This window comes from Nocardia brasiliensis (assembly GCF_042691675.1).
GTDB lineage: Bacteria > Actinomycetota > Actinomycetes > Mycobacteriales > Mycobacteriaceae > Nocardia > Nocardia brasiliensis_D.
The window spans coordinates 6,730,077-6,742,687 of sequence record NZ_CP170507.1 but is presented as its reverse complement, the minus strand read 5'-3'; the positions used below and the strand labels follow the sequence as shown (position 1 = coordinate 6,742,687).

At 67.1% G+C, this 12,611-nt stretch carries 10 protein-coding genes; 6 read left to right on the top strand and 4 right to left on the bottom strand.

The window, feature by feature from the left end; genetic code table 11:
- Positions 1-238: 238 nt before the first annotated feature.
- Entirely contained in the window at positions 239-1,504 is a 1,266-nt protein-coding gene (locus ACFK0J_RS30900; protein ID WP_378733249.1) for an MFS transporter, read from the top strand.
- Positions 1,505-1,788: 284 nt separating this feature from the next.
- Here the strand turns inward: ACFK0J_RS30900 and ACFK0J_RS30895 are convergent, their stop codons facing one another.
- Positions 1,789-2,433 (bottom strand): hypothetical protein, encoded by a 645-nt coding sequence (locus tag ACFK0J_RS30895; protein ID WP_378733248.1) that lies wholly within the window; start codon positions 2,431-2,433, stop codon positions 1,789-1,791.
- Between the two features lie 48 nt (positions 2,434-2,481).
- Positions 2,482-3,621, bottom strand: coding sequence for a serine hydrolase domain-containing protein (locus ACFK0J_RS30890; RefSeq protein ID WP_378733247.1), 1,140 nt, complete (start codon positions 3,619-3,621; stop codon positions 2,482-2,484).
- Between the two features lie 286 nt (positions 3,622-3,907).
- Here ACFK0J_RS30890 and ACFK0J_RS30885 point away from each other — a divergent pair, with 286 nt between their 5' ends.
- Both ACFK0J_RS30885 and ACFK0J_RS30880 read left to right on the top strand, forming a co-directional pair.
- Positions 3,908-4,843, top strand: coding sequence for an ATP-binding cassette domain-containing protein (locus ACFK0J_RS30885; RefSeq protein WP_378733246.1), 936 nt, complete (start codon positions 3,908-3,910; stop codon positions 4,841-4,843).
- A complete protein-coding gene (locus ACFK0J_RS30880) occupies positions 4,840-5,586 on the top strand; it encodes an ABC transporter permease (RefSeq protein WP_378733245.1) in 747 nt (248 codons plus the stop codon). Before ACFK0J_RS30885 ends, ACFK0J_RS30880 begins: the two co-directional genes overlap by 4 nt.
- Here ACFK0J_RS30880 and ACFK0J_RS30875 read toward each other — a convergent pair.
- Entirely contained in the window at positions 5,570-8,728 is a 3,159-nt protein-coding gene (locus tag ACFK0J_RS30875) for a BTAD domain-containing putative transcriptional regulator (protein WP_378733244.1), read from the bottom strand. The two genes, ACFK0J_RS30880 and ACFK0J_RS30875, sit on opposite strands and share 17 nt — an antisense overlap.
- Positions 8,729-8,887: 159 nt before the next feature.
- Here ACFK0J_RS30875 and ACFK0J_RS30870 point away from each other — a divergent pair, with 159 nt between their 5' ends.
- Positions 8,888-10,114, top strand: coding sequence for a cytochrome P450 (locus tag ACFK0J_RS30870; protein WP_378733243.1), 1,227 nt, complete (start codon positions 8,888-8,890; stop codon positions 10,112-10,114).
- 25 nt (positions 10,115-10,139) lie between these two features.
- The gene (locus tag ACFK0J_RS30865) at positions 10,140-10,340 is read left to right on the top strand and encodes a ferredoxin (RefSeq protein WP_378733242.1); all 201 of its coding nucleotides are present in this window, start codon (positions 10,140-10,142) and stop codon (positions 10,338-10,340) included.
- 476 nt (positions 10,341-10,816) lie between these two features.
- Here the strand turns inward: ACFK0J_RS30865 and ACFK0J_RS30860 are convergent, their stop codons facing one another.
- Positions 10,817-11,860 carry an RNA polymerase subunit sigma-70 gene (locus ACFK0J_RS30860; protein ID WP_378733241.1) on the bottom strand — a complete coding sequence of 348 codons (1,044 nt, stop codon included), beginning with the start codon at positions 11,858-11,860 and terminating at the stop codon, positions 10,817-10,819.
- A gap of 103 nt (positions 11,861-11,963) precedes the next feature.
- On the opposite strand from ACFK0J_RS30860, the gene ACFK0J_RS30855 reads away from it, so the two are divergent.
- On the top strand, positions 11,964-12,335 hold the full coding sequence (locus ACFK0J_RS30855; RefSeq protein ID WP_378733240.1) for a nuclear transport factor 2 family protein: 372 nt from the start codon (positions 11,964-11,966) through the stop codon (positions 12,333-12,335).
- Positions 12,336-12,611 lie beyond the last annotated feature (276 nt).

The window sequence follows — 12,611 nt, the reverse complement described above, 5'->3', positions numbered from 1 at the left end:
ATTTCGGCGACCTCGAGACAACTTCGGTTCTGCGTGGCGAGCCGCTGGACTACGACAAGCACGCAACGATGCGCTCACGCTGCCATTTGAGGATTGCTGTGCGCCGGGCTAGCAGCGTTGTTCGTCCGTGCGTGCCGCTGAAATGTAAAGGATTTGGGTCCGTGTTGGCCGGCGGCGGGAGCTGCTGATTCGTGCGTGGCCCGAGAACGTCATGTCAGATTCACATGCAGGGAGTGGTATGCAGAAGGCGTTCGAACTCAGCGGGTCCGCTGACCACTCTTTGGAGCCTGCTGGTACGGGTCGATTGACGTCCATCGCGTTGGCGATGGGGTTGATTATGATCGGGTTGGGGCAGACTGTGCTGTATACGGTGCTCGGGCCTGCGGCGCGGCAAATAGGGATAAGTGAGTTGCAGACGGGTGCCATTGTTTCGTTGACGGCGCTGGTGTTGACAATCGCGTCGCCATTGTGGGGTCGCCTCATTGATCGCTATGGCAGTCGGACGGTGTATTTGGTGGGGATGGTGAGCTACACGGTCGGCTCAGTGGTGTTCGCGGCAACACTTGGTGCGGGCCTTTGGTACTCGCTCTCGCCGCTCTTGGTTCTCACCGTTCTGCTGTCGGTGAGGTCGTTGTATGCGTTGATGACTGCGGGCATTCATCCTGCGGCGATGGCGTATATCGCAAAGAACACGCCGGAAGCGTCGCGGGCGTCGGGGATGGCGTTGATGGCGGCGTGCAACGGCATTGGCTCGGCGCTCGGGCCGTTGCTGGGCTCCGGCCTGGCGACCTTCGGCCTACTGGTGCCACTGTTCGCCGCTTCCGCCCTGGCTCTGGTCGCCACGTTGCTGGGTGCGGTGAGCATCAAGAAGGATGTCCCGGCCGCCCGCGCAGTGGATGCTCGGATGTCATCGATCAGGATGACCGACCAACGTGTGCTCCTGCCACTGGTCGGGACGGTTCTTGTGTACGCCGCGTTTTCGTCTCTTCAACAAAGTTTAGCGTTCTTTGTGCAGGACAAATTCGAGCTGACGGCGACCGAAGCGATTCACCAGACGGGCATTGTGGTGGCCGTCCTTGCCGCGACGATGATGGTCACGCAGCTCGGCCTCATCCAGTTTTTCAAGCCAGGACCCGTTGTGGCAGTGTCCTGCGGAAGTTTTCTCGCAGTAGTGGGCTTCGTGCTGATAGCGACATGGTCGGTGACGCTGACCAGACTCGCTATTTCACAGATCTTGGTGGGTGGCGGGGTCGCCTTGCTTTTTCCCGGTCTCCAAGCGGCGCTGTCCAATGCGGTGACAATAGATAAGCAGGGGAGTGTTGCTGGTTTATCGTTCGGGGCAGCTTCGTTCGGATATGTGGCCGGGCCATTGCTGGGGACCGGGTTGCTGTCGGTGTCGTTGCGGCTGCCGTATCTCGTTGGCGCAGCAGCTGTTGCCTGTGCGGGTGTCGTGGTCCTGCGCTCTTTGGGTGTGCGGCAGCACGAGCGAGTGGCTCGTGCGTAGGTGCGGTCGGAAGCTTCTGAGGTGGTGCGGATTCCGTGCGTGTCACGGCATGGGGTTCGGTGTTCATCGGGTGGGGGACGGTGGCATTGGTGCATAGCGGAGCGGCCTGTTCGCGTTCGCAGGGTGTTCGGAACTGAGCGTGAGTCGAGTTGTCGGCCGTTCATATTCGTGAGGACGGTGCGTCGAGGTGCCGAAGCCTCAGGCGCGACTGCTGACGGGTAGGCCCCGGGATGCTGCCGCTGGTGCGGGCAGGCCCGGGGCGGGTGCCGTGGTGTTGGTGGGGGTCAGGCGGCCGTGCTGTGCCCGATGATGATGTTGCCGAACGAGCTACGGGCGTACACGTGGACGGTTTCGGCGGTGTCGTGCGGCCGGTCGACCGGTTCCATCAGGTTCTGGACGGTGCCGACGGAGGTGTTCGTTTCCAGCCGCGCCGCGCTGCCCGGACGGATACCTACCGCCAACTCGCCCATGGCTGTCTCCAGCCGGAGCACGCCGCGGGCGGCTTCGCCGATGCGGATGTCGCCTTTGGCGGCTTTCGCGGTCACCGAACCGCGGGGGCGTTCGACGGTGATGTCGCCGGCCGCTATCTCCAGGTCGCACTCGCCGAGTTCGCCGGTGCCCTGCAATCGGCCCGCGCCGACGGTGGCTTTCAGGCGAGAGTCGGTAGGCACCTCGATGGTCACTTCGATCGACGGGTTTCCGCCGAAGGGGGTGTAGGTCCGCCATTCTCTCGGTGCTTTCACGGTCAGGGTGCCGACGGCGTAATCGACCCGGGTCTGGGTAGCGGCGCGCACGTCGGCCTTCTTGGATGCGTCGGTCGGCCGGACCTCGACGACGGTGTCGGTGCGGTCGGACGCGATGACCCGGACATTGCCCGAGAGCACGTCGACGGTGACAGTGATCGGTTCGGGGGTCTCGAATGTGGGCATGGCCGTACTCCTTCATGAGCGGCGGGTTCAACGGACCCCGCCGATGAACTAGCTGGTCGGCTCAGCTGCGGCCTGCCCGCCACAGAACACCTCTTCGACCAGACGCTGCGTCGCCTGCTGGAACGCCGCGGCCCCGGACAGTTCGGCATCGTCCACATAATTCAGCGAGGCGGTCAGCGTCTTACTACCGTCGGGCGTGCTGTACATCAGCGCCGCATGCCCACCGTGGCCGCCGTTGTGCGAGATGACGGTGCCGCCGTCCGTCTGCACGACGAAAACTCCCAGCCCGTAGTCCATGTTCGGGATGCCCGTCGGGTGCGGGGTGCACATCTCGGCCAGCAGCGGGGCAGGCAGAAGCTTGCCGCTCACCAGTGCGGAGATGAAGGTGTGCAGGTCCGCGGTGGTCGAGATCATGTCACCGCCGGCGGAGATCCAGGAGGGGTTCTGGCTGGTGACGTCGACTGTCTTCTCCTGTCCGTCGTCCACGTACCGGTAGTAGGCGTGCGCGTGCGGCTCGGGGATCTCGGTCGAGGTGCCCGGCACGAGGGTGCCCGACATTCCGAGCGGCCCCAGGATCAGCCGCTGCGTCTCCTCGGCGGCCGAGCGGCCGGTGACCTTCTCGATCAACAGCCGGGCCAACACGTAATTGGTGTTGGAGTAGCTCCAACCCGTGCCGGGCTCGAACCGGACCGGCTCGGCCAACGCGAACCGCACGAGTTCCTCGGGCTGATAAGTCTTGAACCGGTTGTCCACCCACTCCTGGCCGGACCAGGGGATCCCCGGAACGACCGTCCCGTCGGCGTAGACCTCACCGGTGAAGTTGAATATCCCGCTGGTGTGCCGCAGCAGCATCCGCACCGTGATCCGCTCGTCCAGCTCGAATTCGGGCAGATAGTCGGCCACCGGCGTGTCCAGCCCGATCGTGCCCTCGGCTACCAGTTGCAGGACCAGCGTCGCGGTAAAGGTCTTGGTGTTGCTGCCGATCCGGACGTGTCCATCGATCGGCGGCGGGGCGCTCTCACCCAGCTTGCTCACCCCGGCGCTGCCGACCCACTCGCCCCGCTCATCGTGCACGCGCAGCGTCAACCCGACGAAACCGGAATCGACGATCTCCTCGATGGCCTGCTGCAACTCCGGGCGATCCGGCCCGGTGGTCGCCGTGATCGCTTGTGCGGATCGGTTGTTCATGGTTCCTCGTCTCTGGTGTGGTGTTCGACGGAAACTACGATCGCCCGCTGTCCTGACACCGGACCGTCACCGTGCTGACGCGGCCTCCGGCGTGCCGTCGCCGCGCGCCGAAACGGCGGTTGTGCCTGCTCGAGCCCGAGCCGGTCGGTGTCGATATGGCGGTGACGCGCAGTCGCCAGTAGGCCGCGCAGCGCCCTGACCTGGTCCAACGAGCTAGAACGATGTGTCGGGAGCCGTGTCAGGAGCGTGACGGGGGTGTGTCAGGCCGGACGCCGATGCTCATCGCATGAGAAATTCAGCGATCACGGTTTCCGGGCTGAGGAAGACGTATGGGGACAAGGTCGTGCTCGACGGCATCGATCTGAATGTTCCCGCGGGTACGGTCTTTTCCCTGCTCGGTCCGAATGGAGCGGGTAAGACGACGACGGTGAACGTGCTGAGCACGTTGATGAAGGCCGACGGCGGATCGGTATATGTCGCCGGCCACGACGTGGCCACCGAGGCCGAGGCGGTGCGCGCGGCGATCGGGGTGACCGGTCAATTCGCCGCGGTGGACGAGCTACTGACCGGGCAGGAGAACCTGCAGCTGATGGTGGACCTCACCGGGGTCGAGGACGGCAAGCGGACTGTCGCGGAGCTGCTGGAACGCTTCGATCTGGTGGCGGCGGCGCGCAAGCCCGCATCGACCTACTCCGGCGGTATGCGCCGCAAGCTCGACCTGGCGATGACGCTCGTCGGCAACCCGCGGATCATCTTCCTGGACGAGCCGACGACGGGACTCGACCCGCGCAGCCGTCGCACGATGTGGTCGATCGTCCGCGACCTGGTGGCCGACGGCGTGACCATCTTCCTCACCACCCAGTACCTCGAGGAAGCAGATCAGCTCGCCGACCGCATCGCGGTACTCGACCAGGGTCGGCTGGTCGCGCAGGGCACTCCCGACGACCTCAAGCGCCAGATCCCGGGCACGCATGTCCGGCTCCGGTTCGCCGACGTCGCCGAACTCGACGCGGCCGCGCCGCTGTTCCCCGACGCCACGCGGGACGACGAGGCCCTGATCCTGCGGGTGCCCAGCGATGGCGGCACGAAATCGCTGCGGGCCCTGCTGGACAGGCTCGACGAGTACGCACTCACCGCCGAGGAGTTCTCGGTGCACACCCCTGACCTCGATGACGTTTTCCTCGCCCTGACGGGCCACACCACGGAGGTAGTCGCGAAATGAGCAAGTCCCCTTCGACGGTGATGTTGCGCCGCAACTTCAAACACATTGCCCGGAACCCGACTTCGGTGTTCAACGCGGTCCTGATGCCGATCATCATCATGTTGATGTTCGTGTACATGTTCGGCGACGCTTTCGACGTCGGCGTCGACTACATCGACTACGCGACGCCGGGACTGATGCTGTTGGCCGTCTGTTACGGGCTGGGAGCCACGGCGACGTCGGTGAACTCGGACATGACGAAGGGCATCATCAACCGGTTCAAGGTCATGGACGTGTCCCGTGGCGCGGTGTTGACCGGTCACGTCGTCGCCAGTGTGCTGACCAACCTGGTCGCCATCGCGGCCCTCATCGGAGTGGCCTTCCTGCTGGGTTTCGACCCGGCGGCGGGTTTCCTCGATTGGCTCGGCGTGGCAGGCATCATCGTGCTGCTCGGCTGCGCGGCCGGTTGGCTCACGGTCGCCCTGGGTTTGGCGGCGAAGTCTCCGGAAACGGCGGGTCTGGCCTCCGTGCCGCTGGTCATGCTGCCGTTCTTCAGCAGCGCGATCGTACCGGCGGAGAAGATGGGTCCGGGCCTGCGGCAGTTCGCGGAATACCAGCCCTTCACGCCGATCATCGAAACCATGCGCGGGTTGCTCAGCGGCGCACCGGCCGCGGGCGACGCGATCGCCGCCATCGCCTGGTGCGTCGGGATCGCTGTCGTCGGATACCTGTGGGCCCGTTCCACGTTCACGAAGCGAGCGTGACCGCGACCAACTGATTCCAATCGGCCTGCGTCCCTTCTCGAACCGCCTCGGCGAACCCGGTTTCGCCGAGGCGGTTCTGCGCGGACTGCTCGATCCGGGCCACGTCCGGCTGGGAACGATCCGGCAGACCGAGTACGCCGGAGCTCGCCGCGACCAGCCGCACGGCTTGTTCGTATTGTTCGTCACGCAGTGCCAGGTCCGCGATCCCGACGAGCACCCGCGCGATCAGCGGTGCATGTCCGGCCTCCGACGCCGCCTGGAAAGCCGCGACGCGGTGCTTCCTGGCCTCGTCGCGATCCTCGGCCAGGTAGCCGAGCAGGTCTTCGATCACCGCGCGGACGTTCGGTCGCTCGGCGTCGTCGCCGAGCATCGCTGTCGCGGCGTCGAGTTGCCGGTGTGCCTGTTCTGGATCGCCGCTCCAGCGCGCCAGCTCCGCCTTCGACAGCGCCAGCTCGGCCTGCGCATTCGGCCAGGCGACGCGTTCCGCGGCCCGCTGCGCCTCGGCCATCGCGGCCGCGCTCGACTCCGCATCGCCCAGTAGCCAGTACAACTGGGCCTGCCGCGACCGCATCGGCGCGACATCCTCGATGGCACCGACCTCGGTGACGACCGCGATCGCCTGTTCGAAATGCGCACACGCACCGGCGAATTCGCCGCGCATGGCGATTCGGTTGGCCAGCTCGATCAGCGCGAACGAAATCCCCCACCGTTCGCCGAGCGCGCGAAACTCGGCGAGCGCCCGCTCGAGATAGGTGTCCGCATCCCGGCTGCCCTGGCCGAGTTGAATCCGCGTCTTGCCGAGATGTAGTCGGGCCAGTGCACGTACCCAGGGGTCCTCGTCGACCAGCAGCGCTTCCCACGCGGGCAGGAACTCATCCGGCCCATGCAACATGCGTTCCAGTGGGGCGGCGACCTTCAGCGCCGGGTGCCGGTCCTGCACACGCAGGCTGATTTCGTAAGCTTTGCGGATCCACTCCGCCGCCTGAAACTGGTCGTTCTGCTGCCCGGAGGTCAGGAACTGTACGACGAACGCGTACACCACACCCCGGATCTCATCGGCCACCTCGCCGGGCAGCGCAGTGGCCGCCATGACCAGCTCGTTGCCCTCGGCCTTGTGCCCGCCGAGCCACCAGTACCAGCCCGCGGCCGCCGCGAGCCGCATCGCCCCGTCCGCTTCACCGGCCGCGAGCGCACCGCGCATCGCGGCAGCGATGTTGTCGTGCTCGGCCTCGAGCGTGGCGAGCCAGTCCAGTTGCTCGGCGCGTCGCAGATGCGGCTCCGCGGTGTCGGCGAGTTCGGTGAAATACGCGAGATGCGCACGACGCGCCAGGTCCGCTTCCCCCGCCTCCGCGAGACGGTGCTCGGCGTACTCCTTGATCGTGCCGAGCATCCGGTAGCGCGGCGCCCGGTCCTCCGTGGTGACCACCAGTGACTTCTCGGTCAGCGCGGTCAGCAACTCGAGTACCTGACCCGCCTCGACCGCATCGCTGGCGCAGACCCGTTCGGCCGCTTCCAGGCTCGCGCCCCCGGAGAACACCGAAAGCCTGCGCAGGACAACCCGTTCGGCATCGGTGAGCAGCTCCCAGCTCCAGTCGATCAGCGCCCGCAGCGTCTTGTGCCGCGGCAGCGCGGTACGGCTACCGCCGGTCAGCAGGCGGAACCGATCATCTAGCCGGTGGGCGAGTTGATCGAGGGACATGGTGCGTAACCTGGCCGCGGCGAGTTCGATGGCCAGCGGCATGCCGTCCAGCGCCCGGCAGACGCGCACCATCGTCGCCAAGGTGTCGGCATCGGTCGCGAGGTCCTTGCGCACCGCGCCCGCGCGATCCCGCAGCAGCTGGATGGCCGGAGCGGCTTCGATCTCGTCGGGCTCGGCGTCCTCCTTCGGCAAGGCCAGCGGCGCGACCGGCCACAGTGCCTCACCGGTGATGCCGAGGGGTTCCCGGCTCGTCGCGAGGATCCGCAGCTGCCTGCACTCGCCGAGCACTCGATGCGCGAATGCCGCCGCGGACTCGATCACGTGCTCGCAGTTGTCCAGAATCAGCAATACCGCCCGATCGCGGACCGCGGCAATGACCCGCTCCGTCGGTTCCGCGTCCGGTGCCTCGCCGAGCAGCGCGTCCCGCAGGCTGAGCGCGGCCAGCGTCGCTTGTGCGATGTTGTTCCCGCCGCCCTTGCCACCGTCGGCGCCGAGGGGCGCGAGTTCGACCAGCCACGCCCCCTCCGGCAGGTCGCCGAGCAGCGTGCGCGCGGTTTCCGTGGCCAACCTGGTCTTTCCCGAACCGCCCGGCCCGATCAGGGTGGTGAGCCGATGTTCGGCGATGAGTTCGCGGACCGCGGCGACATCGCCGCCCTTGCCGACGAAGCTGGTGAGCTCGGCCCGCAAGTTGGTTGTCCGGTTCTCCTCCCGTCGTCCCAACTCGCCCCTCAGCAGCGCGACGTGCAAATCCGACAGCTCCGAAGAGGGATCGACGCCCAGCTCGTCGGCCAGGGCTTCTCGCGTGCGCTCGTACACCCGCAGCGCGTCGGTGTCGCGTCCGGTCGCGACGAGGGCCCGCATCAACGCGGCGACCAGCCGTTCGCGCACCGGATGCGCGGCCACCAAGTCGGTCAGTTCGGTGACCAGCTCCGCCCCGTGGCCGAGGCTGATCTCCGCGTCGAACCGATCCTCCATGGCGGTCAGGCGCAGCCCCTCGAGCCGGGTGACCACCGCGTCGAACGCCCCGCTGTCCTGGAGGCCGACATCCTGCAATGCCGCGCCGCGCCACAATCCGAGAGCTTCGCGCAGCCGCCCGACCCGCCGTGGGCCCTCGTCATTACGGGCCTGGGTGACGAGGCGTTCGAACCGCACAGCGTCGACCGCGTCGGGGTCCACGGTCAACCGGTAGCCGTCGGTCTGCCCCTCGACCAACCCGTCCGGCAGCGCCTTGCGCAACCGGGAAACCAAGCGGTGCAAGGCATTCGCCGCGTCGGCGGGCGGTTGCTCACCCCAGATCCAGTCGATGAGCGTCGCCTTCGGGACCGCGTGACCTGATTCGAGTGCGAGGGCGACCAACAGCCCGCGCAGCCGCGCGCCCGGCACGTCGGCGAAAACGCCGTCGTCGGTGCGAATTTCGAATGGTCCAAGAATCCCGATCTGCACCTGGCCGAGTTTGCCATGGGCGATGACGGGCCCGGCGACCGCCGATGCGGTGCATCGCCCCTGGCCAGTTCAGGCGGCGGTCGATGTCAGCGGCGTGACAGTCCGGTGTCAGGTCCGTCGGCGACTGTTGCCGCAACAACCGCAACGAAAGGAAATCCGATGAGTCAAACGGTTCCCATCCCGCACGGCCTGCCGACCGAGCGCGACGCGAGTCCCTTCGACCCGCCCCGGCAGATCACCCGGCTCCGCGAGGCTCGCCCGGTCAGCCCCCTGGTCTTCCCCGACGGTCACGAGGGCTGGCTGGTCACCGGCTACGACGCGGTCCGCCAGCTCATGGCCGACACCCGGTTCAGCTCCCGCCAGGACATCGGCATCGTTCACGCGCTGGACAACACTCCCGATATGCCCGTCGCCACCGAGCCGTCCCCGCAGATTCCGGGCTTGTTCATCGCCATGGACCCACCGGACCACACCCGGTTGCGGCGCAAGCTCACCGGCGCCTTCACCGTCAGACGCATGCGGCAGCTCGAAGAGCACATCATCGACATCGTCGAGCGGCAACTGGACGAGATGGCGCGGCTGACCCCACCGGTCGATCTGGTCCAGGAGTTCGCGCTGCCGGTGCCGTCGCTGGTGATCTGCGAACTGCTCGGCGTCCCCTACGCGGATCGGGCGACCTTCCAGGACAACTCCGCCAAGTTCCTGGTCAAGAACCCGGACCTGGACGAGAAGATGGCCGCATACGGCGCGATGACCACGTACCTGGCCGAATTGGTCATGAGCAAGCGCGCCGCCCCCGGCGAAGACATCTTGTCCGACCTGGCCCGCGACGATGACCTCAGCATCGAGGAACTGACCGGCGTCGCCTTCCTGCTGCTGCTCGCGGGCCACGAGACCACCGCGAACATGCTGGCCCTGGGCACCTTCGCGCTGCTGGAACACCCCGAGCAGCTGGCCGAACTGCGCGCCGACCCGGATCTGCTGCCCGATGCCGTCGAGGAACTCCTGCGCTACCTGTCCATCGCCGACATCTTCTACCGCTACGCCACCGAGGACATCGAACTCGGCGGCGAAACAATCGGTAAGGGGTCGACCGTCGTCGTCTCCCTGCTGGCCGCCAACCACGACCCCAAGCGCTTCGATCACCCCGACACCCTGGACCTGCACCGCAAGGCCCGCGGTCACCTGTCCTTCGGCCACGGCATCCACACCTGTCTCGGCCAGCAACTGGCCCGCATCGAAATGCGCGCCGGTTTCGAGGGACTGCTGCGTCGCTTCCCGACCCTCGAGCTCGCCATCCCCGCCGATGAGGTGAAGCTCAAGACCGACATGAATATCTACGGCGTCCACGAATTGCCGGTCAGCTGGACGGAAGCGGCCCGATAAGACTGTGCCGAAAGGAGACACGAGGATGCGAATCTCTGCGGATCGGGAGCGCTGTATCGGCGCGGGCATGTGCGCGCTGGTCGCGCCGGACTTCTTCGATCAAGACGAGAACGACGGCAGGGTGCGGTTGCTCGCCCCGAAATCGCACAGCGGTCAAGCGGCAGCGCGGGAGGCCGTGGACGCTTGCCCCGCCAGGGCGCTCGACATAGACGAGTCCTGGGATTAGCAGCCGACCGACTCGCGCCGCCGGGTGTGCTGCCCGCGCGCCAGCAGTTTGCACGCTCTGGGGGCAAAGACTCGTCGTCGAGTGCGGGGGACCTGGCGGTCGGAGCACAGTGAGGAATGGCCGAGTGCGGCCGAATCTCGTCGCGATCCCGAGTTGAGGAGGAGTGATGGCGGAACCCTGGTTCACGAAGTACGAGCGCGACGTCAAGGGCGTGCCCGGCCAGCCGTGGCCGACCAAGCCCCGAACCCCCGCGCCGGTATCGGCAATCGCGCCGGAGCGCGCGACCGAACCCACGACGGCGGTGACAGCCCAGGCAATTTCCGATGTTCGAAGGTTCTGCCGCCTTCGTGCGGTGCGACGGAGACGGGCTGCGCCGAATGCGTCCGGCCGGTCGGTGGCAGTCCGAAAATTCTTCGCTCCGCGCGGGAACGCGCGGGCCGCGGGCTAGACCAGCGATCTGACCGGCATGGCGAAGGTCATCGCGGGCGTTCAGCGATGGGGCCGGGCAGGTCCTGTTCGGCCGGAATGGTGTCGGGCAGGCCGAACCGAGGGGCCAGGTCCGTGCCCAGGAAATGGGTGATGGTGGCGATCCGGTCGTGGGCGAAGCCGAGCACGATCAGTCCGGCCGAATGGGCCAGCGGCGCACCGGGATCGGCGAGGTAGCAACCGAAGGCGGGGCGGTTGTTCGCGCAGGTGGGTAGTAGCTGGAAGCGACGGCCGTTTCGCCAAGTGGCGACGGTTCGCAGGAAGGTGCCGATGGCGGGGGCGCCCTGGTATTCGTGTGGGGCCGGGGGCATTCGGAGCCAGGCTTCGTCGGTGAGCAGGGCGAGTACGCCGTCGATGTCGTCGGCGCTGAACGCTTCGGCGAAGCGCCGGGCCAGCTCCCGCTCGGCGGCCGAGCCCGGTCCGAATGCGGTTGCCCGCCCGCGATTTTCGCCGAGCGCGGCGCGAGCGCGCTGGAGCGCGCCTTTGACGGCGAGCGCGCTGGTGCCGAGCAGCTCCGCGGCCTCGGCTGTGGCGTAGCCGAGCACATCGCGCAGGAGCAGAGCGGCTGCCTGTCGCGGCGGAAGTTGTTGCAGCGCCGCGACAAACGCCAGCTCCACCGCCTCCCGCGCCTGGTAGCGGGCCTCCGGACCAGGGTGGTGGTCGGGCAGCTCGTCCAGCAGGGCATCGGGGTAAGGCTGGAGCCAGGTTGCCGCGCCGCGCCGGGTGGGTTCCGGCGGTACGAACGGTGGGATCGGTTCCGCTGGGATGCGCCGGGCGGCCTCGAGGGCGTTGAGGCAGCGGTTGGTGGCGATGCGATACAGCCAGGTACGCAAGGCGGCTCGCTCCTGGAAGCCCGGCAATCCACGCCATGCGGCGAGCAATGTCTCCTGCAGCATGTCGTCGGCGTCGGTGACCGAGCCGAGCATCCGGTAGCAGTGCACGTGCAGTTCGCGGCGGTACGGATCGGTGAGCGCGCGGAACGCCGCCGCGTCGCCGTCGCGCGCTCTGGCGAGCGTCGTATTCGTGTCGGTCATTCCTCGCACCGTTCCGTTTCGGGCCGCGTCGTTGTCTGAACTTAGCGAGGACGTACCGATGGGGCGGCCTCGCACGTGATCATTCGAACTCGAGAGGCACGAGATGACCGACAACACCAGCCCGGCGCTGCGGATCGCGCTGGCCTACCATCAGGCGTGGACCGGCAAGGACCTCGACCTGGCCATGACCTACATCGCCGACGACATCGTCTGCCACGCACCGGCCGGACGCATCGAGGGCGCGGCGGCGTACCGCGCGTTCCTCGGACCGTTCGTGCAGATCCTGACCGGTGCCACCATGACCGCGGCCTTCGGCGACGCGGACACCGCCCTGGTCATGTACGACACGGAGACGATCCCGGTGCCGAACGCGCCCGGCGCCGAATGCGTCACCGTCGTCGACGGCAAGATCACCCAGAGCCGGTTCCTGTTCGACCGCGCGCCGTTCCTGGCGGCCGAACAAGCAGGGAACTGATTCTCCGCGGCGGGACCGGCGCTGGGGTCGGTGCGGTGACCCCAGCCGGGACAACCTAGGAGCAGTGGCGGTGTAGGTCGAGGCCGGGAAATATCTCGTGGCTCGACCTACACCGCCCTTTTCGTCGTGGGCAAAAACGACAAGTATTTTTGCTTGCCTCTCGACGCGGACGGTGCTCGTGTGTCCGGTCAAGTGCGGAGGTCCGCAGGCGTCCAGGACTTTTGCGCTGGAATGCATTACACGGCCCATGTGCCCGGTCGCTTCGCTCGGCACGGC

Bases quoted from the DNA above. Each gene is read 5' to 3' on its own strand.
- ACFK0J_RS30900 (WP_378733249.1), top strand. From the start codon at position 239: ATGCAGAAGGCGTTCGAACTCAGCGGGTCCGCTGACCACTCTTTGGAG.
- ACFK0J_RS30895 (WP_378733248.1), bottom strand. From the start codon at position 2,433: ATGCCCACATTCGAGACCCCCGAACCGATCACTGTCACCGTCGACGTG.
- ACFK0J_RS30890 (WP_378733247.1), bottom strand. From the start codon at position 3,621: ATGAACAACCGATCCGCACAAGCGATCACGGCGACCACCGGGCCGGAT.
- ACFK0J_RS30885 (WP_378733246.1), top strand. From the start codon at position 3,908: ATGAGAAATTCAGCGATCACGGTTTCCGGGCTGAGGAAGACGTATGGG.
- ACFK0J_RS30880 (WP_378733245.1), top strand. From the start codon at position 4,840: ATGAGCAAGTCCCCTTCGACGGTGATGTTGCGCCGCAACTTCAAACAC.
- ACFK0J_RS30870 (WP_378733243.1), top strand. From the start codon at position 8,888: ATGAGTCAAACGGTTCCCATCCCGCACGGCCTGCCGACCGAGCGCGAC.
- ACFK0J_RS30865 (WP_378733242.1), top strand. From the start codon at position 10,140: ATGCGAATCTCTGCGGATCGGGAGCGCTGTATCGGCGCGGGCATGTGC.
- ACFK0J_RS30860 (WP_378733241.1), bottom strand. From the start codon at position 11,860: ATGACCGACACGAATACGACGCTCGCCAGAGCGCGCGACGGCGACGCG.
- ACFK0J_RS30855 (WP_378733240.1), top strand. From the start codon at position 11,964: ATGACCGACAACACCAGCCCGGCGCTGCGGATCGCGCTGGCCTACCAT.